Annotated in this window: 27 protein-coding genes and 2 pseudogenes; 8 read left to right on the top strand and 21 right to left on the bottom strand. The window is 36.0% G+C overall.

All coding sequences use genetic code 11. The annotated features are described in order from the left end of the window. Nucleotide 1: 1 nt before the first annotated feature. The 5 genes and pseudogenes from CLIN57ABFB40_RS06475 to CLIN57ABFB40_RS06455 all read right to left on the bottom strand — a co-directional run bounded on the left by CLIN57ABFB40_RS06475 (nucleotide 2) and on the right by CLIN57ABFB40_RS06455 (nucleotide 5,253). The gene (locus CLIN57ABFB40_RS06475) at nucleotides 2-913 is read right to left on the bottom strand and encodes a dihydroorotate dehydrogenase (protein ID WP_175629391.1); all 912 of its coding nucleotides are present in this window, start codon (nucleotides 911-913) and stop codon (nucleotides 2-4) included. Continuing rightward, nucleotides 901-1,666, bottom strand: a pseudogene (locus CLIN57ABFB40_RS06470) (dihydroorotate dehydrogenase electron transfer subunit). The gene CLIN57ABFB40_RS06475 and the pseudogene CLIN57ABFB40_RS06470 overlap by 13 nt, the downstream one beginning before the upstream one ends. Nucleotides 1,667-1,743: 77 nt before the next feature. Further along, on the bottom strand, nucleotides 1,744-2,214 hold the full coding sequence (locus CLIN57ABFB40_RS06465; RefSeq protein WP_175629390.1) for a helix-turn-helix domain-containing protein: 471 nt from the start codon (nucleotides 2,212-2,214) through the stop codon (nucleotides 1,744-1,746). A gap of 1,219 nt (nucleotides 2,215-3,433) precedes the next feature. Further along, a complete protein-coding gene (gene holA / locus CLIN57ABFB40_RS06460) occupies nucleotides 3,434-4,453 on the bottom strand; it encodes a DNA polymerase III subunit delta (protein ID WP_175629389.1) in 1,020 nt (339 codons plus the stop codon). A gap of 23 nt (nucleotides 4,454-4,476) precedes the next feature. Continuing rightward, the gene (locus CLIN57ABFB40_RS06455; RefSeq protein ID WP_175629388.1) at nucleotides 4,477-5,253 is read right to left on the bottom strand and encodes an AMP nucleosidase; all 777 of its coding nucleotides are present in this window, start codon (nucleotides 5,251-5,253) and stop codon (nucleotides 4,477-4,479) included. A 62-nt stretch (nucleotides 5,254-5,315) separates the two neighbouring features. Here CLIN57ABFB40_RS06455 and CLIN57ABFB40_RS06450 point away from each other — a divergent pair, with 62 nt between their 5' ends. Next, nucleotides 5,316-5,765, top strand: a complete 450-nt coding sequence (locus tag CLIN57ABFB40_RS06450; RefSeq protein ID WP_022137465.1) for a type I restriction enzyme HsdR N-terminal domain-containing protein — start codon at nucleotides 5,316-5,318, stop codon at nucleotides 5,763-5,765. A gap of 199 nt (nucleotides 5,766-5,964) precedes the next feature. Here the strand turns inward: CLIN57ABFB40_RS06450 and CLIN57ABFB40_RS06445 are convergent. The 3 genes and pseudogenes from CLIN57ABFB40_RS06445 to CLIN57ABFB40_RS06435 form a co-directional block, all read right to left on the bottom strand. Continuing rightward, nucleotides 5,965-6,100 (bottom strand): annotated as a pseudogene (locus CLIN57ABFB40_RS06445) (efflux transporter periplasmic adaptor subunit); the annotation flags it as partial. A 140-nt stretch (nucleotides 6,101-6,240) separates the two neighbouring features. After that, a complete protein-coding gene (locus tag CLIN57ABFB40_RS06440; RefSeq protein ID WP_175629387.1) occupies nucleotides 6,241-7,071 on the bottom strand; it encodes a zinc ribbon domain-containing protein in 831 nt (276 codons plus the stop codon). A gap of 5 nt (nucleotides 7,072-7,076) precedes the next feature. After that, nucleotides 7,077-8,171 (bottom strand): Nif3-like dinuclear metal center hexameric protein, encoded by a 1,095-nt coding sequence (locus CLIN57ABFB40_RS06435; RefSeq protein WP_175629386.1) that lies wholly within the window; start codon nucleotides 8,169-8,171, stop codon nucleotides 7,077-7,079. A gap of 108 nt (nucleotides 8,172-8,279) precedes the next feature. On the opposite strand from CLIN57ABFB40_RS06435, the gene CLIN57ABFB40_RS06430 reads away from it, so the two are divergent. Then, nucleotides 8,280-8,693, top strand: a complete 414-nt coding sequence (locus CLIN57ABFB40_RS06430) for a DUF4891 domain-containing protein (RefSeq protein ID WP_175629385.1) — start codon at nucleotides 8,280-8,282, stop codon at nucleotides 8,691-8,693. A 317-nt stretch (nucleotides 8,694-9,010) separates the two neighbouring features. Here CLIN57ABFB40_RS06430 and CLIN57ABFB40_RS06425 read toward each other — a convergent pair whose 3' ends face one another. From CLIN57ABFB40_RS06425 to CLIN57ABFB40_RS06415, 3 genes are read right to left on the bottom strand one after another with little or no spacing between them, the layout of a single operon-like run. Next, the gene (locus CLIN57ABFB40_RS06425; RefSeq protein ID WP_120469995.1) at nucleotides 9,011-9,292 is read right to left on the bottom strand and encodes a hypothetical protein; all 282 of its coding nucleotides are present in this window, start codon (nucleotides 9,290-9,292) and stop codon (nucleotides 9,011-9,013) included. Continuing rightward, complete coding sequence (locus CLIN57ABFB40_RS06420) at nucleotides 9,289-10,083, bottom strand: ABC transporter permease (protein ID WP_175629384.1); 795 nt, start codon at nucleotides 10,081-10,083, stop codon at nucleotides 9,289-9,291. The genes CLIN57ABFB40_RS06425 and CLIN57ABFB40_RS06420 overlap by 4 nt, the downstream gene beginning before the upstream one ends. 33 nt (nucleotides 10,084-10,116) lie before the next feature. Then, nucleotides 10,117-10,737, bottom strand: coding sequence for an ATP-binding cassette domain-containing protein (locus CLIN57ABFB40_RS06415; RefSeq protein WP_175629383.1), 621 nt, complete (start codon nucleotides 10,735-10,737; stop codon nucleotides 10,117-10,119). A gap of 165 nt (nucleotides 10,738-10,902) precedes the next feature. Between CLIN57ABFB40_RS06415 and CLIN57ABFB40_RS06410 the strand changes: the two genes are divergently transcribed. The 5 genes from CLIN57ABFB40_RS06410 to CLIN57ABFB40_RS06390 all read left to right on the top strand — a co-directional run bounded on the left by CLIN57ABFB40_RS06410 (nucleotide 10,903) and on the right by CLIN57ABFB40_RS06390 (nucleotide 17,187). Beyond that, the gene (locus tag CLIN57ABFB40_RS06410; protein WP_175629382.1) at nucleotides 10,903-11,814 is read left to right on the top strand and encodes a helix-turn-helix transcriptional regulator; all 912 of its coding nucleotides are present in this window, start codon (nucleotides 10,903-10,905) and stop codon (nucleotides 11,812-11,814) included. Nucleotides 11,815-11,838: 24 nt separating this feature from the next. Beyond that, complete coding sequence (locus tag CLIN57ABFB40_RS06405; protein ID WP_175629381.1) at nucleotides 11,839-12,213, top strand: hypothetical protein; 375 nt, start codon at nucleotides 11,839-11,841, stop codon at nucleotides 12,211-12,213. A 343-nt stretch (nucleotides 12,214-12,556) separates the two neighbouring features. Beyond that, a complete protein-coding gene (locus CLIN57ABFB40_RS06400) occupies nucleotides 12,557-14,566 on the top strand; it encodes a hypothetical protein (RefSeq protein WP_175629380.1) in 2,010 nt (669 codons plus the stop codon). Between the two features lie 34 nt (nucleotides 14,567-14,600). After that, nucleotides 14,601-15,506: a DUF6998 domain-containing protein gene (locus CLIN57ABFB40_RS06395; RefSeq protein WP_175629379.1), complete on the top strand. Its 906-nt coding sequence runs from the start codon at nucleotides 14,601-14,603 to the stop codon at nucleotides 15,504-15,506. Nucleotides 15,507-15,981: 475 nt separating this feature from the next. Then, nucleotides 15,982-17,187, top strand: coding sequence for an IS256 family transposase (locus tag CLIN57ABFB40_RS06390; protein WP_175628958.1), 1,206 nt, complete (start codon nucleotides 15,982-15,984; stop codon nucleotides 17,185-17,187). A 141-nt stretch (nucleotides 17,188-17,328) separates the two neighbouring features. Here the strand turns inward: CLIN57ABFB40_RS06390 and CLIN57ABFB40_RS06385 are convergent, their stop codons facing one another. The 10 genes from CLIN57ABFB40_RS06385 to CLIN57ABFB40_RS06340 all read right to left on the bottom strand — a co-directional run bounded on the left by CLIN57ABFB40_RS06385 (nucleotide 17,329) and on the right by CLIN57ABFB40_RS06340 (nucleotide 25,030). Continuing rightward, nucleotides 17,329-17,562: a hypothetical protein gene (locus CLIN57ABFB40_RS06385; RefSeq protein ID WP_254871711.1), complete on the bottom strand. Its 234-nt coding sequence runs from the start codon at nucleotides 17,560-17,562 to the stop codon at nucleotides 17,329-17,331. Nucleotides 17,563-17,692: 130 nt separating this feature from the next. Beyond that, nucleotides 17,693-18,235: an RloB family protein gene (locus CLIN57ABFB40_RS06380; RefSeq protein ID WP_175629378.1), complete on the bottom strand. Its 543-nt coding sequence runs from the start codon at nucleotides 18,233-18,235 to the stop codon at nucleotides 17,693-17,695. Nucleotides 18,236-18,243: 8 nt separating this feature from the next. After that, the gene (locus CLIN57ABFB40_RS06375; RefSeq protein ID WP_175629377.1) at nucleotides 18,244-19,488 is read right to left on the bottom strand and encodes an AAA family ATPase; all 1,245 of its coding nucleotides are present in this window, start codon (nucleotides 19,486-19,488) and stop codon (nucleotides 18,244-18,246) included. A 380-nt stretch (nucleotides 19,489-19,868) separates the two neighbouring features. Further along, nucleotides 19,869-21,419, bottom strand: a complete 1,551-nt coding sequence (locus CLIN57ABFB40_RS06370; protein ID WP_175629376.1) for an ATP-binding protein — start codon at nucleotides 21,417-21,419, stop codon at nucleotides 19,869-19,871. Between the two features lie 359 nt (nucleotides 21,420-21,778). Beyond that, the gene (locus CLIN57ABFB40_RS06365; RefSeq protein WP_175629375.1) at nucleotides 21,779-22,237 is read right to left on the bottom strand and encodes a hypothetical protein; all 459 of its coding nucleotides are present in this window, start codon (nucleotides 22,235-22,237) and stop codon (nucleotides 21,779-21,781) included. Then, nucleotides 22,234-22,560 (bottom strand): hypothetical protein, encoded by a 327-nt coding sequence (locus CLIN57ABFB40_RS06360; RefSeq protein ID WP_175629374.1) that lies wholly within the window; start codon nucleotides 22,558-22,560, stop codon nucleotides 22,234-22,236. The genes CLIN57ABFB40_RS06365 and CLIN57ABFB40_RS06360 overlap by 4 nt, the downstream gene beginning before the upstream one ends. 10 nt (nucleotides 22,561-22,570) lie before the next feature. Continuing rightward, on the bottom strand, nucleotides 22,571-23,251 hold the full coding sequence (locus tag CLIN57ABFB40_RS06355; protein ID WP_175629373.1) for a hypothetical protein: 681 nt from the start codon (nucleotides 23,249-23,251) through the stop codon (nucleotides 22,571-22,573). 41 nt (nucleotides 23,252-23,292) lie between these two features. Further along, nucleotides 23,293-23,700, bottom strand: coding sequence for a hypothetical protein (locus CLIN57ABFB40_RS06350; RefSeq protein WP_175629372.1), 408 nt, complete (start codon nucleotides 23,698-23,700; stop codon nucleotides 23,293-23,295). A gap of 5 nt (nucleotides 23,701-23,705) precedes the next feature. Continuing rightward, nucleotides 23,706-24,308: a hypothetical protein gene (locus tag CLIN57ABFB40_RS06345; protein WP_175629371.1), complete on the bottom strand. Its 603-nt coding sequence runs from the start codon at nucleotides 24,306-24,308 to the stop codon at nucleotides 23,706-23,708. Next, nucleotides 24,305-25,030, bottom strand: coding sequence for a hypothetical protein (locus CLIN57ABFB40_RS06340; RefSeq protein ID WP_175629370.1), 726 nt, complete (start codon nucleotides 25,028-25,030; stop codon nucleotides 24,305-24,307). The genes CLIN57ABFB40_RS06345 and CLIN57ABFB40_RS06340 overlap by 4 nt, the downstream gene beginning before the upstream one ends. An 825-nt stretch (nucleotides 25,031-25,855) precedes the next feature. Between CLIN57ABFB40_RS06340 and CLIN57ABFB40_RS06335 the strand changes: the two genes are divergently transcribed. Next, entirely contained in the window at nucleotides 25,856-26,398 is a 543-nt protein-coding gene (locus CLIN57ABFB40_RS06335) for a ferredoxin domain-containing protein (protein ID WP_175629369.1), read from the top strand. Nucleotides 26,399-26,452: the final 54 nt, after the last annotated feature.

Raw genomic sequence — 26,452 nt, 5'->3', positions numbered from 1 at the left:
ATTATACCTCAAGCGCACCAATAATATCCTTCACTGACTTATATCCGTGTCTATCCAAGTAATTATTTATACCATCTTCAACTTTGGCAGTAACAGCCGGATCTATGAAATTTGCCGTACCAATCTGGATAGCAGATGCACCTGCAAGCATGAACTCAACCGCATCTTTCCAGTTCATGATACCACCCAAACCAATGACAGGAATATTTACCGATTTAGCAACTTGCCATACCATACGTAACGCGATAGGTTTGACGGCAGCTCCGGACATTCCGCCTGTTACAGTCGACAAAATAGGACGTCTACGCTCCGCATCAATAGCCATTCCCAGCAATGTATTGATTAATGACACACTATCTGCACCACTTTCTTCCGCTGCGCGCGCTATTTCAGTGATATCAGTGACATTCGGAGAGAGTTTTACGATAAGTGTCTTTTTGTAAGCAGCACGCACCGCTTTCACTACTTCTGACGCACCTTTTGCTGACACACCAAAAGCCATACCACCTTGCTTCACATTAGGACAAGAGATGTTTAATTCTATGGCAGGAATTTTGTCAAGTTCATTAATAATTTCGGCTGTTTTCACATAATCCTCGATAGCAGAGCCCGAAACGTTTACAATCATATTCGTTTGTATGTCTTTTATGCGGGGATATATATGTTCTACGAAGTAGTCAACACCCTTATTTTGCAGTCCTACAGCGTTTAGCATACCCGAAGGAGTTTCGGCCATACGCGGATAAGGGTTTCCTTCACGTTTGTGAAGAGTAGTCCCTTTTACAATAATACCGCCTATTCGCGCTATGTCAATGAAATCTGAGAACTCTTCGCCATATCCAAATGTACCGGATGCTGTCATCACCGGATTCTTCATTTGTAATTCACCAATATTTACACTTAAATCTGCCATAGTAGTTTATTTATATTAAAAACAGGGCCTTCTTTACACACACACAAGTGACCTTCTGTCGTATTTTCCACACAACATAAGCACGCTCCGATACCACAAGCCATTGTGTTTTCCAAAGAGACTTCACATTCTATTTGATTACTTTTGGCATATTTTGCCACCGCCATCATCATAGGCTTAGGACCACATGTGTAAATCTGCTCGAATCGTACCTTATTTAGTATAGAATGTTGGGTGACATATCCTTTTTCTCCATGACTACCGTCTTCCGTAGTTGTGTACACTTCACCATATTTAGCAAACTCCTCCAGTTGCAACAAGTCCTTATCGCTACGTGCCCCTAAAAGGAATGTAGGTTTATGACCATTTTTGACTAATTGTTCACCCAAATATAACATAGGAGCCGTACCGACACCACCACCAACTAACAAAAGCTTATCAGAAGGCATCTGAGGCATCGTGTAGCCATTTCCCAATGGAAGTATGGTATTCTGGGTTTATCTCTGCCAAGCGCCTTGTTCCGTCTCCAACCAATTGGATCAGGAACCATACTTCATTTCGTTGTTTATCGACAAAATTAATAGAAATAGGGCGACGCAGGAATGTGGTAAGCGAACCGTCCACCCGGAGTTCAGCAAACTGCCCTGGTAACATTTCGGGCAGTAACGATTGAGAGGTCAGTTTCAGCAATACATAATTGGCATGCAGTCTGATATTCTCAGTAACCGTCAAATCTAAAATAAATTTCTTCATGTATGGATATAAAAAGTATAAATTCGTATTCCAAGTGCAAAGATACAGGAATTTGCTCAAACCTGCGATTTTACCACTTATTTTTCAGGTCTAAACGTTTCATAGGTATTATCATCGAAGAAAATTCTTATTTCAGTAATTTTTCTGGCAGGCTTTTCTATATACCTAATCTCCTGTTTTACAATCTCTTTAGGAGCATTTTCAGTACTTCTTAATGCGATTTCCTTGCGATTTTCCAAAGCAATCGCCTCTTTGGACGGATTTACAGGATTCTCATCAAACAAAGAAGGTTGATAATCACCATTAGATGAAGTCAATGAAGATTCTCCAGCAGAAGCCAACATTTCACCTCTTCCATATAGCAACCATTCAAGATTTACGTAGTTATAAGTCTGATGTACTTTCATCACCACTTCCAGACTTGGCTTATTCCTATCATTTAAAATATGAGAAAGAGTAGACTGCTGAACTCCTATTGTTTCAGCAAAAACCCGGGGGGGGACTTTTTCCCTCTCCATAATCATTCTGATTCTGTCTTTTATTTCCATACCACCTTTATTGAGTTACAATTGTATGCACTAAATAGTGATTTCACAAAAATATATATGAATATAATCACTTTACAAAGATATATATTACATTTCACAAAAGCAAATTACATATATAAAAATACACATATTACAAAAATATCAAAATATTCACTATTCTAATATCACGTTTGTGTAATGAACAAAACCTCATATTATATGATAATATTCTATGTTTAACAAAATGTATTTATATATCTGATAATAAATAGGTTAATATTAATATTTCACTTTAAAATGAGGAGATTTACAAAAGTATTGAATATACAAAGCCATTGATTTACAGCTAAGAATCAAATAAATAGTATATATATCTGATATTCATTATAATAACATGTGATAAATTGAATGTTAAACACCCTCCTACTACATTTATACAGTGATATTTATTTTTGTAAACTCATTGCTATACACATGTAAATATATAGATTGGATTACATATGTTATATATTCACATTAATACTAATCACAAACATATAAACACAAATACACAAACGTAAATACAAGAAGTTGCAGTTGCAATAAAATAAAGGATAAACTCTATTATTTACGAATGTATTTTAAGATTTTATCAAATCATCTTTTACATTTCACTATAAAACTAGGAATCCTTGCAATATTTCCGACCATTTACCCGATTCGCTATTTTTTTTCAATTCTAGAAGGGTCATTTTAAGCATAACAAACTGTAATACAACGAAATATCGTACATTTTTCAATTATGCTATTTAGTTGAAATAGAAAAATAGCGCTAATACTCTTCTATTAATTATCAAATTATCAAAATGATATTTTGAGATTACCACTAGAAATGGAGTTTTCCATATTATCACTATCAAATAAGTACAATATCTATTTATCTGACTCTACCAATCTTTCAATAAAGAATCCGAATTTTTCAATGAAAAAAAGCGAATTCCCCCAATTGAAGAATAATATTGGAAACAGCTAAATGGATATTATTTAGGAAAAATCAAGTTCACCGGAGAGAAGCTATTAGAGAAGAATAAAGAAAGACAAGGAACCAAATACAGCAAATTTATTGTTTGATTTTTTACCCAAAAGGCAAACACATACTTCAGATAAAACAGGGAATCACATGAATATAAAAAAGGCATATACTTTATTCTATTCATAGTAAAAGTATATGCCCTTTAATAATATTGGGAACTTGCTCTTTCTAATGCAAAATATTAAACACTAATTCGCGAAGAATATCCCCATCCGACATCGAGCTGTTCTTTACTCCTTTTGACTTTGCATCGGCATATCGTATTTCACCTACGATTTGCATGGTCTTTACACCACTGTATTTTCTCATAGCAGCCAAGTAATCTTTAGCCTGCCAAGGCGTCTTTAGTCCCAGCATATTGGCTATTCCCTGCTCCGATTTATCAGGTGCATAATATGCCAGCATTAAGTTGGAATAAAAGCTGAACAACAAAGATAACGTCATCTGTATCGGATTCGTTTTCGGGTTTTCCTCAAAATATTTTATTATCTTATTTGCTTTAAGAATGTCCTTTTCTACAAGCGCACTCCGCAGTTCAAAGTTATTATAATCCTTGCTTATACCAATATTCTTTTCTATTTGTTCGGGGGTTACACGCCTCTGACCAGCGGGCAAAGTGATAATCAACTTCTCCAGTTCCCCAGTCAGGCGGCTTAAATCAGAGCCTACAAAATCAGCCAACATAGCCGTTGCTTTAGGTTCCATATCCACTCCCTTACGTTTCATATAAGAAGAAATAAAAGCCGGTAGCTGCGCATCCTTTATCTTCTTCGACTCGAATAATACACCCACTTTATCTATTTCGGCAGCTAACTTTTTCCTGCGGTCTAACGTACCATGTTTATGGCATATCACCAAAATAGTAGAGAGTAGCGGCTTCTGGAGATAGTAGGACAATTCCTCCATATTGCGGATTGCCTGTGCTTCCTTTACCACCACCACTTGATGTTCAGACATCATCGGATAACGTTTTGCAGCATTTATAATAGTAGCTACATCTACATCAGCGCCATACACGACGGTCAAGTTGAACTCCTTTTCCGTTTCGTTCAACACATTATCCGTAATATAATCTGCGATCAAGTCGATATAGTACGATTCTTCCCCCATCAGATAATAGATAGGGCGATACTGCTTTGCCCTCAACTCTTTAAGAATGTCATCACATGTCAGTTCTTGTTTTGCCATATATATATTTTCAAAGCTGGGAGTTACCAGTCAAATTTCAAGTGTTTTACAGTTTTCTTTTCATCAATAATCATACGCAAAGAAGCAATACCTATCTCCACATGCTCTTCTACGTAATTCCTAGTGACCAGGTTGTCACTTTTATCCGTTTTCACTCCGTCAGGAGTCATCGGCTGGTCAGAAACCAATAGTAACGCACCTGTAGGAATATGATTGGCAAAACCACAACTGAACAAAGTGGCCGTTTCCATATCGACCGCCATTGCACGGGTCTTTTTCAGATATTCCTTGAATGTTTCGTCATGCTCCCAAATACGGCGGTTGGTAGTATATACGGTCCCCGTCCAGTAGTCACGCCCTTTGTCACGGATAGATGAAGAAACGGCACGCTGTAACATAAACGCGGGTAACGCCGGAACTTCAGGCGGAAAATAGTCGTTGGAAGTTCCCTCACCACGGATAGCGGCAATAGGAAGAATCAAATCACCGAGCTGGTTCTTTTTGTCAATTCCCCCGCATTTGCCAAGGAACAAGCAAGCCTTCGGATGAATGGCCCCCAGCAAATCCATAATAATGGCGGCGTTAGGACTTCCCATACCAAAATTAATCATTGTAATGCCTTCGGCAGTAGCAGAGATCATATTAGCGTCCCTGCCCAATATCGGAACATCAAATTGATTGGCGAAAATTTCTACGTACTTGTTGAAGTTAGTCAACAGAATATACTCCCCAAAATCTTCCAGGTTACGTTTTGTGTAACGCGGCAGCCAATTAGCGACGATTTCTTCTTTTGTTTTCATAATTTCATTAAATTTGTGGTTCCAAATAAAGGAACCCGTTATTTAACTTACAAAAATAATAAATGTTATCGTTAAACCTACCAGTATTCGACACTAAAATAAACGTACGAAACGGAAAAAATGTAATTTTCGACGTGATTCGCAAGCGATATGTCGCCCTTACCCCCGAAGAATGGGTACGGCAACACTTCGTTCACTTTCTTATTGCACATAAAGGATACCCTTCCGCACTCTTAGCCAATGAAGTGATGGTTAAGTTGAACGGTACTACCAAAAGATGCGATACAGTCCTCTACCGGAGAGACTTATCCGCCCGGATGATTGTGGAATACAAAGCCCCCCATATTGAAATCACACAAGCGGTTTTCGATCAGATTACCCGATATAATATGGTGCTGAAAGTAGATTATCTGATTGTCAGCAACGGGATGCAACATTATTGCTGCCGGATGGACTATGAAAATCAGAGTTATGCCTTTCTGAAAGATATTCCAGATTACAATTCTCTATAAAATTATAAGCTTCATCCGCCTCAAAACACACCCTTATCTACAAAATAAAAATAGCGTCACTATCCGCTCAAGATGGTGACGCTATTTGCCCATTATAGTGACGCCATCCCGAACGGATGGCGTCACTATGTCAATCGTTGCTCCAGATAGTCCTCAGAGCACTTTTACTCCTGCATCCGGACGCCCTTCTTCCCATTATGATCAACTGTATCTGACTTACCGCATCACCTTTTTATAGCTTCTTTCATACGGCTATAATTACTGCGTGCGTACTCCAGTTGCGCTTGGGCAGTCTGCAAATCCGCTTTCGCTTGTTCCACCTTATCCTTATACAAATATCAGTTCAGATTTTATTAAAATGATATGATAACAACTAAAGGTTTGCTTTGTTTATTTCGGAAATGTTAAGAAAGGGGTATAAAAAAAGCCCCGCCATAATGCGGAGCTTTGAAAAATATAGCGATAATACGAACTCTTATTCTGCTGTTTTTCTTCTGATTGCTCTTTTTGTAGTTGGTGCCGGAGCCTCTTCCACTTTGTGTTCGAGTTGTACACCAGCCAATTCCGGGTCAATCATGATACGTCCGCAATATTCGCAAACGATAACTTTCTTACGAGAACGGATATCCAGTTGTCTCTGAGGCGGAATCTTGTTAAAACAACCGCCACAAGCATCACGTTGCACATACACGATACCCAGTCCGTTACGTGAGTTCTTGCGGATACGTTTGAATGACTGCAACAGACGCGGCTCGATTTTAGTTTCCAAATCTTTGGCTTTGTCTCTCAGTTTCTCTTCTTCCTGCTTGGTTTCAGAGATAATTTCATCCAGTTCGCTCTTCTTCTGTTCGAGGTCTTTTTGTCTTTCGTTCAAGCTCTGTTCGTTCTTCACTACTTCAGCCTCTTTCTCCTCTCTATCTGCAGAGTATTCTTTGATTCTCTTCTCGCAAAGTTCGATTTCCAATGTCTGGAATTCAATTTCCTTCGTCAAGAAGTCATATTCACGGTTGTTGCGAACATTATCTTGTTGTGACTTATATTTTTCTACTGAAGCCTTTGCTGTTTCAATTTCTACTCTCTTGCCGGCAATAGCAGATTTCAGTTCATCCACTTCAGCTTTGATCTTGTCGATACGGGTACTCAAACCAGCAATTTCGTCTTCAAGGTCTTGCACTTCCAACGGAAGTTCACCTCTCAATGTCTTGATTTCATCAATCTTAGACAACATTGTTTGTAGTTGGAACAGTGTTTTCAGTTTCTGTTCTACCGTCAACTCATTCGGATCTTTTTTTGCTTCTCTAGCCATTTTACTTATAAATATTTTATGGGATTCGTATTTATTTTACTCAATTGGAGTGCAAAATTAGGAAATAAATCCCGGATTATGGAATAAAAAATTTCTTTTGTATATTGTTCGCTTTCGTAATGACCTATCTCTGCCATCAGAATATCTTCTTCATGACCGAAATAATCATGATATTTAATCTCGCCAGTAATAAAAACATCCGCTCCCGACCGGATTGCCTGTGGAAGCAAAAATGCACCTGCACCACCGCACAATGCTACTTTCTGTATCTCTCTTCCCATCAGCTTGTTATGACGCAGCCCCCCTACTTCGAATGTCTTCTTGATACGCTTCAAAAATTCAATTTCTGTTTCCGATTCATCCAATTCACCGACAATTCCCGACCCCGCCTGCGACCAGTTGTTCAATAACGGATAAATGTCGAATGCCGGTTCCTCATAAGGATGGGCAGCCAATAATGCCTTGATGCTTTCCGCCTTCTTAAAGGCAGGAAGAATCGTTTCAATCCTCACCTCCTCTTCGTGGTGCAGTTCTCCGATTGTTCCACAAAAAGGATGCGTTCCCTCTTTTGCACGGAAAGTTCCCTCTCCTCTCAGATTGTAACTGCATGAATCATAGTCGCCTATATTTCCACATCCGGCGGCAAACAATGCTTCGCGTACAGCATCAGCCTGTGCATTAGGAACAAAAGTCACCAACTTAACCAAACTATTCTCTTTCGGTTCGAGGACTTTCAAGTTCTTCAATCCTATTTTCTCAGCTATCTTATAGTTGACTCCACCCTGGGCATTATCGAGGTTGGTATGCGCCGAATAGATCACAATATCATTCTTTATTGCTTTCAATATGCAGCGTTCCACGTAATCCTTGCCTGTGATGGATTTATAGCCTTTAAAAATGAGTGGATGATGCGATATAACGAGGTTGTACCCTAGCGCGATAGCTTCATCCAACACAGCTTCGGTAACGTCAAGACACAACAAAGCCCCTGTTGCTTCCGCTTCTGTCAATCCGATTTGCAGGCCGGCATTATCAAATCCGTCTTGCAATGGCAGAGGCGCGAATCGTTCAAGGGCGCTTACTATTTCCTTAATTTTCATTATTGGTAGAAAATTTGGTTGCAAAGATAAGAAAATAAAAGGGAACAACTGCTCATTGCCCCGCTTTTTTTAGTAATTTTGTTGCATATACTATAATAATTGAATACGATGAAAACAATTCTATCCTATTTTCTATTAGTTATTTTGACTGTTTCCTGTCAATTGAAGCCAAACGAGAACTCTGAAAAGTCTGTTACCAAAGATATGAGTAATGGTGGTACAGAAGAATGTATTGCAGATACAATAAAAGCTACTGCCATCTTCTGGATAGATAAGGCGGAGACGAAACACTGTAAAGAATGGGGTTTCCGTACAATTAAAGCTAAAGTTTTCATCTATGAAAACGGAAAGGTTGCCTTAAAAGCTTTCGTCAAAAAGCAATCGCCGGACGCAGAGAAGTATATACGCCACCATCTCTCTAAATTTCAAGTCTCAGAAAAAATGTTTGAAAACGGATATGTGCAACCGGGAGAACAGTTTGTTCAACTTCGTTGCTTATATGAAAAACTCAAGGGGAAATAAGGAGCTGATTTTTTTCATATAGGAGAACTATTTGTTTCAAGGAATGAAACTAAATGTTTCATGCTTTGAAACTGTAGTTCCATCTGCGTGAAACTTTAGTTTCATACCGTTGAAACTAATGTTTCTTACCGATGAAACTCTAGTTTCCATTGCTTGAAACTAAAATTTTAAATAACGTCAATAAAGGAAACAACTTGGAACTTGCTTCTTGTGACAGCAACATTTGCCATCACACTGTTGTCACACCGTGCTGTCACACTCTAACCTCGCACTAATCAATCCTTTAAGTACCAAAATGTGACAGATGACAGCAAGTTTTATTTTTTATATATATGGAGAGAGGTTTTATTCTTGAGGGCATAGCGTTCATCGACTACTCTATCCGTAGGGAAAAAAGTAAAAATCAATCGCCACTCTCCTTCCCGATAGATGAATTTACGACCGTTCGCGCCTCGAAGAATTGCCTTATGCTTTTCCTGCAAAAAGGTTTCAATACCTTGGGGCATCCCACTACCCATTGCTGCAAATTCCACTGTAACAAAGAAATGCGGTATGGATATTTCGGCGACTTTCTGAAATATATGGTCGGTTATTGTCATTTCTTAGTTTCTTTCGATACTTCCAGAAGCTTCCCATATGCATCAAATGACTTTCGCGAAGCCAATGAAATGGTTATCATCAACGACAGCATGGATGCAGCGAATGTGATTACCATTATCATCATCTGATATTTAATGGCAACGTTTGGAGTACTTCCGCCTAAAATCTGTCCAATCATTGTCCCCGGGAAAGCTACCAATCCCATTACAGCAATATTCGCAATCAACGGGCTGAATGATTTAATAATCGCCTGCCGAATAAACGGAGCCTGCGCTTCCTGTCTGGTAGCCCCGTTGCCCAATAAATATCTATATAATTGTTGTTCACGTTTCAATCCGCTATAATAAGTATTCAAGGCGATAACATTGCTCGAAAGCATATTTCCCATCAGAATACCGAATATCGGAATAAAGTATTGAGCACTGAAAATATTATCCAATTGAAGAACAATACCTATGAAATACAACCCTACCAACACGACACTGCAAAGAAACCCGACTGAAATCGGAATCAGCAAAATACTGCGTTTCAACTGGGTACGTACCAATGCGGTTTGTCCGGCTACGAATATCATAATAATCACCCAAAGGAAATTAATCCAGGGATTATTCCATATAAAAAGATATTTCAAATACATGCCTATGAAGAACAGTTGGATAATCATCCGTACTGTACCGATCACGGCAGGTTTCAATAATCCCGTCTTGAATTTCCATAGATAAAAGAACGGAATGGCAAGCAGAAGCAAGCCTATGGCTAAGTTATAATATGATATGTCAATCGTTCCCACGGTATATATTCTTACTGTTTTATTCGATTTGGATTATAGTTCTATTACATAATGACACCCCGATGCAAAGTCCTTGTCGTGAGACACAGCAAGTACAGCCGCTCCTTTTTCCGCCTGTCGCCGGAAAAAAGAAAGCACTTTATCAGTCGATCCAGAATCCAAAGCAGAAGTTGGTTCATCTATAATAATGAGAGGTTTATCAAGCATCGCAGCCACTGCAAGCATAATACGTTGCCGTTGTCCGCCCGAAACTTCATTCACTCTCTTTGTATATAATTCGTGCTCCAATCCCAATTCGTCAAAGCAAGCGAAAAGCCTTTCTTCTGAAAAAGGAACCGAGCGGTTCACTTTCAACTCGAACGGCAGGGCGACCATTTCTTTCACCCATTCAAATGGTAACGCTAACTCTTGCGGAATCCATGCAATCTGACGCCGGACACTATCAATAGTGGATATATCAAGAAATATTTCCCCCACTCGAATAGTCCCTTCTTTCAATGGGACGAATCCCATCACTGCATTCAGCAACGATGTTTTTCCGCAACCGGATTGTCCTACGATACAGGCTGTTTCTCCCCGTTCCAGTTTCAGGTTAAAACCGGAGAAAAGCACTTCTGTCCCAAAGGTTATGCAGGCGTTATTGATATGTAACATTTATTTGTTCTCTTGAAATTCTCGCCAAAAGTACACAAAAAACAAGACTTTTCGGATATCGATGGGAAACAAAAGCGGGAGGTTTTGTATAAATTCGACAGAACGACATGTTTTGTCGCCATGGCTCATTATCTTTGCCGGTAGAAATCCAAAAGAAAGCAGACTATGGGAAAGAAATTGGAAGGTATACAACGAATGCTGGTTATTATCAACAAATTGAAAGAAAGGCAACGTTATGTTCCGCGTGAAGAGCTGGAGGAATATGTGCGGCTTCGCATGGAAGAGCGTGACGCGACGCCTGTTGATATCCGGACCATACAACGTGATTTTAAAGATATAGAAGATTTGTTCGGCATTTGCATCCGCTTTGACAAAAAATGGAGCGGCTATTATATCAATGAAGAGGACAGTCTGATTAACGAGCAATACGAACGCCTGTTGCTGAACTTCGATTTACTGAATGCTTTGGATAAAACATCCAATCTGCATACTTATGTCCTTGCCGAACATCACCGTCCGTCTGACACCGAATGCCTTCCGGCATTGATAAAGGCCATCAAATTCTCTCATCCGGTAGCATTCGATTATATATATGTACGCGAAGAAGGCAGAAGGCGCGAAAAGAAAGTTCTCCCCCATTATCTGAAAGAAGATCAGCAACGCTGGTATCTCCTCGCCTACGATAATAACGTGCTGAAAACATTCAACGTAGACTGTATCCGTAACCTCCGGATTTATTATGAAGAAACCTTCAAGAGAGATATGGATATTGATGCAAACGACTTATTTAAGGACAGTTATGGTATCTGGAACCAACCGGATATTCCCGTAGAAGATATTGAATTGAGTTACAGTGCACTAGATGGCAGGTTCTTAAAATCTGTTCCTCTACACCATTCGCAGCAAATCATTGCAGACAACGAAACAGAATTCCGGATTACATTGCACCTCCGTATTACCAATGATTTTGTCATGGCATTACTCGCACGTAGTAGCTCACTTACGGTAATCAAGCCGTTACATCTTCGGGAACGTATCCGAAAAGTATATGAGGAAGCATTACAGAGGAATACATAAAAATAGAACTTCAATTTCCTAAATATGAAAATAAAAAAGATATTCAGAACCGTAGGTATCTCAGCCCTTGTTGTTGTCTTTAGCTATTTTGTCTATCAAGACCAGCTGGCACAGAAAGAGTTAATGAGAAGTCTTGACAGGAATGCTTCGTCTATTCATCCTGATTCCGACAATTGTTCATACACCTCTTCTTCACCAACCAACGAAGATGAACTTCTTCTGAAAACAGAAAAGAAGGAAAATGACTCCAATACTTATTGCCCAGAAGATGATTTCAACGAACGTTTGGATGATTTTCTTGCCGATCCGGAAGATGAGATGACTTTTCCATCGGAAGTTTTCGATACACAAATAGATGAATGCGATGATGAACTGATAGAAAATGAGATTGATTATTAGCGAATAATTTATACGCTAAAAACAAAAAACAATGCCCTTGAAGTGTTATATTGCAAAAGATTGTCTATATTTGCAACGTTGTCACAAGTAGTTGTGCAACTTTACATATAATTAATAGATGAAAGTGTTTTGCTTTTATCCTTATTCGGGAAATCTGGTAAATTTCAAAAGGAACAGGGATAACAATAACACTCGTCACTTGTATTCCATTATGCGCTGTCATGTGCATATCTATACAAGTGTGGGGTATTGTTTATTTGTTCCTTAGGTTTACCAGAGCCTCCCGATAGATAAGCAGATGACTCCACACTTTCTTTTTTATTTGAGTTAAAATAATAATATTATGATGTTAGAAAAGGGACTAAGCTATAATTTTATGGTAGAAAGAATTGCAGAGGCCAAGCAAAACCATTATTATGTAATAAAAGTTGAGAACAGAGAATGTTGGGTGAAAATGCAGCCATTTGAAATCTATCAAAATCCATCTAAAAATATTATACGGTGTGAATATAGAGGAAGAGATTCTTATGGTTCCCATATTTTTGTAGAGGATAGATTGTCGGTATTGTATGAACTGTATACAATAAATAATATCTATACATTTTATTATATAAAGGATGGTATTGATATGTTTGGAAATAAATGTGTGGTTTTAAGTGATAATTATGGACTGACTCATTTTTTATATGAAGAGTTATCACTAGAACAAAAGCACACACACACTCCCATTACATGCCAAATAATATCTATTGAAAAGACACAGAAAATCTTGTCTTTAAAGCTATGCCCTATTTCCAAACAATCTCCTTTATGGATAGATGCCGATTTACTTTTTAGGGATATCAATAAAGAAGAACTTATTAAGGAATATTTTTATAATGTCTTATATGGAATAAAAGATAGAAAAACAATTACACAATGGCACAATATTGAATTGTTAATAAAACAGCACAATAATAAATGGATTAGGCTGTATATACGTTTTTTAGATCGAAAATTAAAATATAACGTTATACAACAGGGAAACTTGGTAAAAATTCACGAGTTTTCACAGCTAATGGTTTGTCTTACAAATTGGTCTAAATCAAATTATAGATCTTGGAAGAAAATGCCTAAATCCACTAAATATGAGGGACTCTCTAAAGCAATTTTACTTTTGCAGAATGATCAACTACAGGACTTTCTGAATGAATTCATTCAAACGGTAAATGTGGAGGGAATTATGGGGGAAGCCATGAAAAAAGTAAATGTAATATTAAGTTCTATAGAAATAGATTCGTTATTATTTCAAAGTAGGACAGCTCAATATATACAGATTGGTGAACTATTCCATAAAAACAAATCAGTTATTTATCTTAAATATATAGAAGTATTTATTGGCATTTTATCTTATCGATTAAATATAGAAATATCGAAATTTCAACAATCTGTAATCGGAGAACAGACCGAGAGGTTTCAAATAGATTCTTCAATATTACTAAAAACATTAACTGTATTAGGAATGCTCATTATCTTTTTAATGGAAAAGATAGAATATGAGAAACTCTTTCAATATTATAAAGCAGCATTTCATCATTTAAAATGTATGTTCTTATCTGTACAAAAAAAAGAAACCAACCAATATATTTATTCATTATTAGAAATGATGGATGGAAATGATTCCTTCACATGGAATAATATTAAAAAGATCCATTTATCAACAATATCTGAAGAGATCCTAGAGTGTTGTCCTGAACAGGGAAATAATATGGTTGAGATTGAAGATATTGCTTTAGATAAACAACTAATGTTTCCTTCAAAAATGACAAATGAGAAGGTGCTAGCTTATTGGAATTTGTATAAAGACGGTTCGTATGTTATTTCCGAAACACCTAGTAGTCAAGAAGGGCTGTTAAAATCTGTAACTCTGTTGGAAAGTTGTAAAAATGGATTCCTGTTATTATGTTATAATAAAGGTAATATAAATAAAATTCCTATCAGAACATTACTAGAAAAGAAAAAGAAAAATTTTAAATACATTAATGGTTATCATCAACATACCCGATTGAAGGAGGTGTATACTATTAAATCAGAATGTTTTATTCTTATTTTATCTTTATATCAAAAGGAAAAATATGTAAAATTGTATTCGACGGAAAACATATCCCAGCATACATCATTAAGTTTAAAAGGAAATCAAGTCGTTGATTCTGTTGTTGACGAAACTGATTTTTATTTAATACCTAATGAAAATAAAGAAATGATTCCTCAGCGGATAGTTTATAGTTCGCCAATGCCTTTAGGCAAAAATATCACCAATATCTATTATGCAAAAGATATTTTAACATTAAAAAAGTGTGGCGCTAAAATATAAAAAATGAAATTTATATTGAAATAAAATACGATTTATGGAACAATTAGAACTAGTAAAAAAGATTTTGTTAAAGGAGTTCGCTTGTTGTAGTGATGAACTTTTCACTTTAGGAATAATGCGTACAGATAGTTTTACAGGAGAAATAGGTGAATTTATTGCTTCTAGATATTTTAATCTTAATTTAGCTAATAGATCAACAAAAGGATATGATGCAGAATGTTCTCAAGGATACAAATATCAGATCAAATCAAAAGTAATATCCAATAATGATTTTCATTATCACATATCTGGTTTGAAATGTCAGGATTTTGATTATCTTATTGTTGTATATTTCGATAAATATTATACCCCTTTAGCTATTTTAAAAATCCCATCTTGCCAAATAAATGCAGAAAAGTATCGCATTAACGCTTCTGTAGTGTTTAACTTTTCTCAAGATTTAACTCAGTTAAAATTATCGAAAAAGGAGCAACTTTCTATTAAAAAATTCGCTCAGAGTTATTTGGAACTACAAGAAACTGGTATTGTTAGAAGTCGCAGGGTCGTAGGAGACATTGGCGAATACTATGCTTGTAAACGTCTGAATTTAAAACTATGTAACAATAGGAATGAAAAAGGTTTAGATGCGATAAGTCAAAAAGACGGGTTGACTTTTGAAATAAAAACAAGACGAGTATATGATAGCGGAAGACGAATATCTGAAACTAGAAGAATAAATAATCTTATGGGTAAAAGCGCAGATTATTTAATTGTAGTAACTTTAGATCATGCCTTTGAATGTTCAGGGATGTGGATAATGCCAATGAAGAATATAATCAATCTTAAATCTGCTAATCTTAAAATTATAAATACGACTGTAGGTATAAGAAATTTAGTACCAAGTCAAGTTAGTTGGTTGGCGACTGGTGAGAAGTTTATATCCTTCAATAATATGAACTAAAAAGTCTATTTTTCAATAGGAAATAACAAGTATAATAAATCTGAGCACCAATTTTCAATTAGAGAATATAAACTCTTGTAATGTAAGTGCACTGAAGGATACAAGAGAATGTATCCAATTGTATTATAATCATTGATTTTGTTACATTTAGTTTGTTTTTTTATAAGAAATAATATCATGATAACTCCAGAGGAACTTATTCAAGATTTGATAGATTTTTATGGTTATGAAGTCGATCTATATTATGCGATTAATTATATAGATATGATCGGACAATATGCTGAAGTAGATAGTTTTCACCTTTGGTTACAAGATTTGTTAATGTAGATTAGAAGTTGTAGCAATAAATAGGGTTCCCTAAATAACGTGAGTTTGATATAAATGGGACTATCCATCTAATTGTGTAAATAGAAAACTACGGGATTTTTCTCATAGTTTTTTTATTTATGTATTAACTTTGTAAAAATCAGATTTTATGGACATTCCTAAAGAATTTTTAAGTAAAGAGTTTCTGTCCCAGTTTAAGACAGGCGAAGATGTGACTGCTTTCATGAAAGAGCTTCATACTCGTGTTTATGAACAAATGCTGGAAGCAGAGATGGATAACCATTTAGGTTATGAAAAACACTCCAATCAAGGCGATCATAGTGGCAACTCCCGCAATGGTAGTTATAGGAAGCAGATTCAAACCGAGATGGGTAAATCTGTTATTCAGGTTCCTCGTGATCGGAAAGGAGAATTTGAGCCTATTGTTGTTCCCAAGCATCAATCCCGCGGCTTATCAATCGAGCGTCTTGTCATCTCTCTTTATGCCAAAGGTATGAGCGTCGCTGATATTGAGTCGGAAATGCAGGAAATATACGGCATTAACCTTTCCACCTCCGCTATCTCCATTATCACCAATAAAGTTAGCCAGGCTGCAACAGAGTGGCAGAATCGTCCTTTGGACAGTTTATATATGATTGTCTGGATGGATGGTATCGTATTCAAAGTCAGAGAAAACGGCAAAGTGATCAACAAGACTGTTTACCTATGTGTAGGTCTGAATAAGGAAGGTTTGAAAGAAGTATTGGGTATGTGGATTGGCAAAAATGAGAGTGCCGCTTTCTGGATGGGCGTTTTAACGGATCTCAAAGCCCGTGGTGTAGAAGACATTCTGATTACAGTTACTGATAACCTGAATGGATTTACGGAAACCATCAAGAGTGTATTTCCTGCCTCTACTACTCAAATATGTGTGGTACACCAAATTAGAAACTCCTGTCGCTATGTCGTCTGGAAAGAAAAAAAGGAATTCACTGCCGATTTAAAGAACATCTATAATGCACCTACTAAAGAAGCAGCTGAGATGGAGTTGGATAACTTTGAGCAAAAATGGGGTGCTAAATATCCATATGCGATACGCTCATGGAGAAATAATTGGGAAGAACTGACCGTGTTCTTTGATTTCCCCGTCGAGATTAGAAAGATTATCTATACCACTAATCTTATTGAAAATCTAAATGGGAAAATTAGAAAGTACACCAAAAATAAGCTATCATTTCCAAATGATGATGCACTGAAAAAATCTGTCTATTTGGCCATTAACGAAATTGAAAAGAAATGGTACCAACCTATTTGGAATTGGGCATTGATATTTAACCAATTTATTACTATATTTGAAAACAGGATTCAAGTATAAAACCCGAATCCTGAAGTTTTCTATTTACACAAAATTGTGGACAGTGCCATATAAATTTATAAATATCTCATTGACCAATAGAAACATAGCGATAAAAGTATTTCATAGTTTTACGTAAATTTTAAAACGTGATTACTTCTTCTATATTAGCTGTTGCACCACCCGTAAATTCTCTTTTAATATTTTACCGAGACTTTTTGCAAAATGTTTATATGAATTCTTTTCTTTCTCTTTATTATCATCCGATAAAGAACTACTGTCAATTTCAGAATGTACAAAACTGACAATACCATCAATTGCATCATCTACAGTTTTACTGCTGATTTTGGATTTATATCCCAATGTATTTATAACACATATGTTTACCAGTTCCAATATCTTTGGCGATTTAATAGCTGCCTTTATTCACTCTGCCATTAGTTTAACACCTTTACCTTGTGATTTTGACAAAACGTCAAAAAAGGTATCGGCTAATGTTATTTCCCTATTCTCCATGATCTTCAAATTACAAACTTTCCAGCAGTTCTATCATTTTATAGATGGTAGTTGACGGATTATTATATGTCTCCAACACCTTGGCTCTTGACGTTGCTTCTGATATTTTTCCGGACAGTTGCTGTTTCTCATTCAATGCCAAAATTCCCTTTGCATAGTGTTCAAGATGTCTTTTCAGTTTCTTGATGCAGGCGTTTTGAGTTAGTTCGGCATGACAATCCTCAAAGTGTAGCAAATACCATAACTCAATACATGGATTTGACACCAGCAATACGGCATCTGGAATACTTTGCAGGTGTACTAACATCCCGTCCACATCAAGGTCATACATTAGAAATGTTTTATCATTTTTGGTCACAATATATTCCCGCTTGCAATTCTCTATATATCGAACGGATATGTTCGAATCGCTCTTTCTTGGAATAATCTGAATAGGCACACGGTATTGTGAACGAAGGTGACTGACATAGGCAACCTCAGACTCCCCTTCACAGAAAACAAAGAAATTTGGCTTCATTGTTTTGCCTTTGGATTTTCTTATTTGTCGTCCCATATCAGTTTCTATTTTATAAAACTATCCGTCTGTTCGTCAATATACGGGATGGCATCGAAACGACCTTGTAAATATGCCTTCTCTGTATCCAGGCCATCACGGAAATCTTTGTAATCATACAGCGAATACAAATCCGAGGATCCGTCATACCGTTTATTGACAAAATATATCTGATCCTTGCGCAACTTATTGGTATTAAGCAGATATGTATTGTGCGTAGTATATATCAGCTGCGACGATTCGCTTTTATTGAACAAACCGATAATATACTCTACCAATTTTATATGCAACTGCGTCTCGATTTCATCTATCAACAAGATTTTATTATTCTTGACGATATCCAGAATCGTCAGCATCATACTGAATAAACGCTGTGTTCCATCAGATTCTTCTGCAAAAAAATTGAAAGGAACATCTGGGTTATTCCTGTGATAGGTCGTAATAACCAGCTGTGGTTTCTGAATATCTTCTACTGACAATATTTGATTGTCAGTAGGGTCAATCACTGCGGTAGACAGGACTTTATTCTCATGGCGACTGTCGATTTTAACAATGTCGCTGTCGGCAATTCGCAGCACATTAAGGAACTGCTCTTTGTTCTCATTCAACAAGCGCTCGACAGAGAAAGAATTATATCCGAAATAATTCAGAATAAAACGCTCATTGAAATATCGAAAAACATCTTTTGCAACATCACGATCCATCTGACTGGCACGCGACACAAAAAGCGTTTTCTTGGACGTATTAGCAGCAACATCCATAGGGCGGCGAATCACCGAACGGAATTCATAGATATCCTTTTTGTCGGGTCCCTTTGTCTCATCACGAGAAAATATCAGTGAGCGACGGCCATTCGGATAATAGTACAGTGCCTCTTTCAGTATCTCAACTTTATTGAGTTCAAAAGAATATTCATATTCGACACCCTCAAGAAGGAAGCGAATGAAGAATGTACTTGGCTTGCCAATGCCTCCAAATTTGAACGGAGTAAAGGCAAATATCGTATTTTCGTTGTAATTGTGAGATGAGAATATCATTCCCACACAAGCGCGAATAGCCTTGATAAGGCTGCTCTTTCCTGAGGCATTTGCACCATAAATGGCAACAGTCTTAAGCAATCGCTCATCACCGCATACAAATGTATTTTCTTCAAGTTCCTTTGCCTTTTTAGTTTGGATGCTTGCTGCCTGCATATCCAGCACAACCTCATCTTTAATTGAGAAGAAGTTGCTCAAACGAATTTCAAGTACCATTTTATTCTTCAAATTTGTAATTCCTTTGCAAATATAGCAAATTAAATGACAAATTCATAATTTAGACAACTTTCTTATGGATTAAAAGCACAGCTCTTTCATTTAGTGCCTGTTTAAATTTCTTTTATCAATAATGCCATGCACATTGGCTTTGACTGTCCATAATTCCTACATCGGGTTCCATGCTTTCTACGTTTCACATGTATATGCCTTGTAATCTCTCTAACAACAAGTCAAAATCCAATTAGGAACCCCATTTGTGATAGTAGTAATAGACCAACTGCCACTTAGAAAAGTCAAGGATAGTTATCATTGATATATTTGTTATCTTGAGATTTTCGCCTAAATTATGTCTATTGAAATTGCCTATGATTCAAACCTTACTCTGCCACCCACTTTTCAATGTTTCTTGTCTCAGCGCTGAAATTCACCCCTATTTTGAACAGTCGGCGCTCGTCACTCTCAAAAGGTTTCGCATAATGTTTCTCATTAATCTGTCGCAAAGCCTCTTCAGCCATACCCTCCAGTTTGAATTCCATGACATAGATAAATTTATCAGTCTGCAAAACAAGATCGATACGTCCCCGACTTGTGTGATATTCTACTTTTACATAAAAACCGACTAATTTGAACACGATAAAGAGAACATTCTGATAATGCAATTCCAAATCGCGAACCATCTCATAAGGAGTATCTGCAAAAAAACTCTGAAGACGACGGAAAAAAGAATCATAATCTCCAGAACGGACTTCACGGACAAACTTCTGAATTTCAAAGGAGGATTCAACAGCATCGGCATTCGTATAGAAAGGCATCAGATATTTTATAAACCCTTCCTCTACTTCACGATTGGGAAATCCCAAACGATAAGTTTCAAATTCACGATCGTAGCCTTTTATAGTAAGATAACCGCTCTGATAAATCACAGGGATAGGATTGTCGGAAGTTGAATCAATACTATTCAGTACATCAGCACTGGTTTCTTCATGAGCCATCCGGTGAAGATCGTAATGATGTTTTTTTAGTAATTCGACCAAATAAGTAGGTGTCCCCGTTTCAAACCAGTAGTTACCAAACGTATTGTATTTAAGTGTATTAAGTAAGCTAAACGGATTATACATACCTACAGAATCATGAGTAAAATGATAACCATCATATCTTTCACGCATTTCAGTACAAATTTTATCATACGCCAAATTCTGCGCATCAGCAAATTCATGCAATTCTGTTTCAAAGTTCTCATGCAACTCATGATCACTGATTCCACAGATTTCAATGTATTGCTGACGCATGGATATATCCTCCAGGTTGTTCAGGTCACTAAACACGCTCACCTTTCCGAATTTTGTCACTCCCGTAAGCATACCAAATTTAATGTAGCCATCCTTGCTTTTTAAAGCTCCATAAAAGGCCTTCAATGTATCACGAAAACTCTTCTGAAGTTCATCATTGCCGATTGCCTGCAACATAGGCTTATCATACTCATCCACCAAAATAACGACACTCTGTCCCGTCTGCTCACAAGCACGCTGAATCACACCTTGAAAGCGAGAAGCGAATGTTTTCTCGTAATCCTGTGCGCCATAGAGAGCTTCCCAACCACGTAAAGCACTTTCTAAAACTTGGTCGATCGCTTCGGGAGTCGTATATTTCTCCGCATTCAGATCTAAATGCAAAATGGGATATTTAATCCACTCCTTTTCCAGCTTCTCCATCGCCAATCCTTCGAAAAGTTCTTTTTTCCCTTGAAAATAGGCTTCCAAAGTAGATAGTAACAGACTTTTCCCAAAGCGACGTGGACGACTTAGAAAATAGTAACTGCCCGTTTTCACCATCTGATAAATCAAGGCAGTTTTATCTATATAGCAATAACCACCTTTGCGTATTTTTTCAAAGTTCTGTATGCCAATAGGATAAATTTTGTTACTCATATACTCATATTATTTAGGAGTTGACAGATACAAAGATAGACTTTTCCACCCAATAACACAAAGTTCGATATGAAAGTTTTTTCGTATCGGACTTAAAGTAAACAGACAAATCAATTATTTTTTAGAGAATGTAATTTAAGCCGTGTTAGCAAATAAAAGAATTCTATCAAATACATATTCTACAAAAAATCCAATAATAACAACTATAGCGATCTTTCAAAAATATGACCTTTGCACTTGTGTATTTTGCTAGTCAAATTACTTTGGAACATACCAAGTATTTCGGATGGTTTGTACACATCAATATATTCCAATAATTCGGTAATCTTTATTCTAATTATTAGCTCTAAATTCTTCTATTATTTTTTATGATATGAAACCATATCTCCTTTTTCATTACGATACATATCTATTTCAAGAAGGTTTTCAGAAACAATTTTTTCTTTGTATTTAAAAATAAAAATACGCTTACCATCATTAGACTGACACTTAATTGAAGTATCTGTTTTAGAAATGATAATACCTTGTACCAAAGGATTAAAAGGAGGAATCATTAATTCAAATTTCGTATCATCCATTTTATAATAAATGTCTCTCTGAGTTGAACTATCAATAGATTTCACTCCATCTTTCCACAAACAGTTTTTCGGTGAGGAAAACAAAATATAATCTTTTGCCAAACTGATTTTATGAGCATGAACAAAATAATTTTTAATATAGGAGCTGTAATTAGAAGCCAATTGGATATTCATTTTATAACCTTGCATCCCATACTCTTTCTCACTTATTCCATAAATGGATGGATAATGTCGATTCATATATAAAAAACTTTATCTGCTACTTGATAGTTTTTGCTAGGTATACCATCCAATAAGCCTACAGAAAAATAGTCAACATCAAAATCAATATCATGATCATTTTTCATATACAGAAATGCAGCTAAATAAATAGCTTCCGCTTCTAATGTTTTTGTCTCTATTAAGCCTCCTTTCTTCTTTAGATCAGAAACACTTTCTACAACACACTGTTCTACAGGAGCTGAATATTCTAGCGACTTTTCAAACTGATCACTTTGAAATTGAACTTTATCACTTTTGTCCTTACTTCCTTCTTTCCCAAATAAATAATCAAAGATGTTCATTATTTTAATATTAATATTGAGATGAATAATCCTTATACAAAGTGTCTTCTATTTCATTAAATAGCTGTTGAGAGAAAAGACTTCCTATACTTTGTTTTTCAATAAGTGACATATTATATTCTGATTTTATGCTATATAAAACTTCATCCATTACTATTCCTTTTTCCTTAAATAGTAATTGCTGATTACTAGGATTATAGAATAGAGTTATATAATATGATTTCAAAAACGCCACATATTGCATAGCACTATCAATTGTAGATTTATTGCCATATGGATTAATAAATCCAAATCCTGGTCTAAAATTATGCATTACATGATTTGAATAATTTGCTATGTACGTCTCTTCTATTTTATCCTGCAATGTTTCAGGAGCATATTTTAGAATGGCCCAAATATAATATGCAGCAACTGCTCTTAAATCCGCATTGTCTCTACATACTGTATATAAACAATAAAAAGAATTTTCAGCAGCAGTACTCAATATGTCCTTATCTGAAACATTAGCCATAACTGCAAATAAAGAAAAAGATTTACCAACTTTAAATTTATCTTCTGTCTGAATTAATGCTATACTACCTATACGCGCTGTTACATTATACAGTTCTCCCAACAAGTTCATACAATTATATATATCACGCTGTTCATAAAAGCGAATGGCATTATTAGCTATAATTGAAATTTTATCCATAATAATATTAAATTAATAATCATCCAAATACTTAAAAATCATTAGTCTATATTCCAATAGGCATTAGGTTCTCCATCAAAAATAGTATCTATATCATCATCACTATATCCCATCTCATCTTGGGCATAAGATCCATTATAGCACTCAAAAGTAGCCTGTTCGTCATCACGAAAATCATAATCATCACATCCTTCAGAATCATTACTATCATTAAACAACTGTTTTTTTCGCATATCCTCAAAATCTAGAGTTATTAGAAATTCTGGATACACAGATCTCAATTCTTGCATAGCTTCATCTGTAATAATAAAACTGCAATATTGGTTATTAGAAATATTCATCATACACCATATTATGTATTCAGGATTGATATCCATTACATCACTTAATGACAGACCTTTGTATTTTCCAAAGTCAAACTCATCATCTATATGTTGAAAATATGCCATTCTTTTTATTTAGATAAGGGAAATAAATCTTCAGGAGGATATATAGTATACGAAATTCCTCCAGTCACTGAATTTATAAAACGACATACAACTAAAAAACAAGGAGCTACTGCAGATACACAATCTATTGAATATGATATTTTTTTATACATCAATATTTCTTTAGGCAATGTTTTATAATGAATTTGCAAGGAATCATCTACAGATATTTGGGGAGATGCCTTTTTTAAATGCTGAAAATGAACCTGTTTTTTATTTCTAAATTCTTTATAATAATAATTAGCCTTCAAAGAACAAACATACAAATTTTCTAATAATAGATCATGTTCCATATTATCACATAACAATTTCCTATAAATAGGAAAAACCACATGTTGTTTTTTAGGAGGCTCATCTAATAATGAAGATGACTGTACTGCTGAATACACAAAACGATCCGATGTAATTATTCCTAATCTTATATCCAGTGGTATAGAATTCGCATTTTCTGTATATGGAATGAACCCATAAATTTCAAGCTCTTTTACCAATCTCGATCCAACTATCATACCAGAAGTTAGCTCTTTATTTGAAAATAGTAAATCAGATAAATTTGTCATATACATCATAACCCATAGAGTTTTATATCTCTTAAAGCGTAAAGTACGTCTTTGATGAACTCTATTTCACGAGGCATCATATTCATTTCTATATTAGAATAATTCTGATTTACATTCGTAAGTTGGAAATCTATAAATTGAGTATCACTCCAGCCCTCATATCGTTGTTTAAACGCCTTATATTCAGAATCTTTTTCCTTATATTCTTTTAATTCCATTGGTCTTTTAAATACTAGATCCCAATAATAAGCTATCGCACCTATATATGGCCATTTCCTTAAACAGGAATTATTATCATATCGCATATTTATTACAATATCAATGACTTTATTTGCTTCTTCATAAAAATCATCACGATAATACCAATCAAATATTTCTATTTCTTGATTATATATAACGCTCCTCAACTGAGACATCATGAGATCGTAAACTTTACATGCATCTTCGACATCAACTTCATGAGAACTAAACTTTGAATTTAGAACACTTATCCTTATTACACGCCACATATGATATATATCATTTAAAAAAGCATTTTCTTTACAATCTAGACTATGTTGTACTGTATAATAATAACTCATAGGTTCAGTATCCAATAATCTTAAATCCTCAACATTGGGATAATGTGCTATTTTGTCCCAATAATACATAAGAAGCAATCTTAAAGCTCTAATTTCTTTTGGATATATATTTTCCTTTTCAAATATCCAAAACATTTTAACAGGTTCCATAATTCTTTTAGAATCCAAAATATGTCCTTGTAATGAATAATATTGCATACAACTTCATTTTTTTGTCCGATAGATTCCCGAACCGAACGGTTCATATATTAGAAAAGTATATATCATAAAAAGAAAAAAGCGCGGGAATCTGTACCTGTTACTCGTCCCGCTGTTTGAGGCCTTCGCATTGCCCATCGTAGTTGAACGAGCAACGCAGAAGCCCACGCCGATATGTATAACAACTCATTATACCCCTACAAGGATATAACAAGAGACATAAACACATCCCGTAGACACCTACTGTTGCTTTGTTTTGACTACGATTTAAAATTTGCGAAGTTTCAAACAGCCAAAGACAAAACGTCAAGTAAACGTCTTTCTTTAAATAATATATTTCCCACACCACCCTAACCTCACGAATTGAGGCATCGGCGTGAGAAATATTGCAAAGATATGAAAAAGTATAACTCAACCTACTTTTAAAGACATATTTTTATCAATTTCCAAGTAATTAAAATGGGATTTATTAGATTTTACTTGTAAATATTCGTCTTCTTTATTAACTGTTGCATACTATTTCGCCATTAGGCAATGATGAAATCACCGTCTCCCAACGACAAATTTACCATCAGGCAATGGTGATTTCTCACAATTCAAACATAAAGTCAAAAATAATGGGAGAAGCGTTTAGGCTTTTCCCATTACCAACAGCACTAACTTTACTATCACTAAGTCGACAAAGTTTACCACCAATATCCCTATTTCTTTCATCATTTCGCTCCGTTTTACCAATTTTGATTTATCTTTGTCTCACTAATTAATTCAAGAAAAGTTATGATACTGAACGAAAGAGATGCCCGTCATGAGCATGTACTACAAGTAGCCCGCCAGATGATGACGGCTGCGCGTACTGCTCCGAAAGGAAAAGGAATTGATATTATTGAAGTGGCACTAATCACGGATGAAGAGATTAAACAACTATCGGACACTATGATAGCTATGGTAGAAGAACACGGAATGAAATTTTTCCTTCGTGATGCCGACAACATCTTAAGTGCCGAATGTGTTGTATTGATAGGAACACGCGAGCAGACACAAGGCTTAAACTGCGGTCATTGCGGTTTCACTACCTGCGCCGAACGTACCGAAGGAGTTCCCTGCGCATTGAACAGCATAGACGTAGGTATCGCCATAGGTTCCGCTTGTGCTACGGCAGCCGATTTGCGTGTAGACACACGTGTGATGTTCTCCGCCGGACTGGCAGCACAACGCCTGAACTGGCTGAAAGACTGCAAGATGGTAATGGCAATTCCGGTAAGCGCATCCTCCAAGAATCCGTTCTTTGACCGGAAGCCAAAGCAAGAAACGAATGCATAATAATACGTAATGATGCGTAACAGGCACACTGACGACTGACGCAGACAATAAACT

Origin of the sequence: Bacteroides acidifaciens (assembly GCF_903181435.1) — a bacterium.
GTDB lineage: Bacteria > Bacteroidota > Bacteroidia > Bacteroidales > Bacteroidaceae > Bacteroides.
Note: the sequence above shows the minus strand (reverse complement) of the source record. Positions and strands in the feature narration are given on the sequence as shown.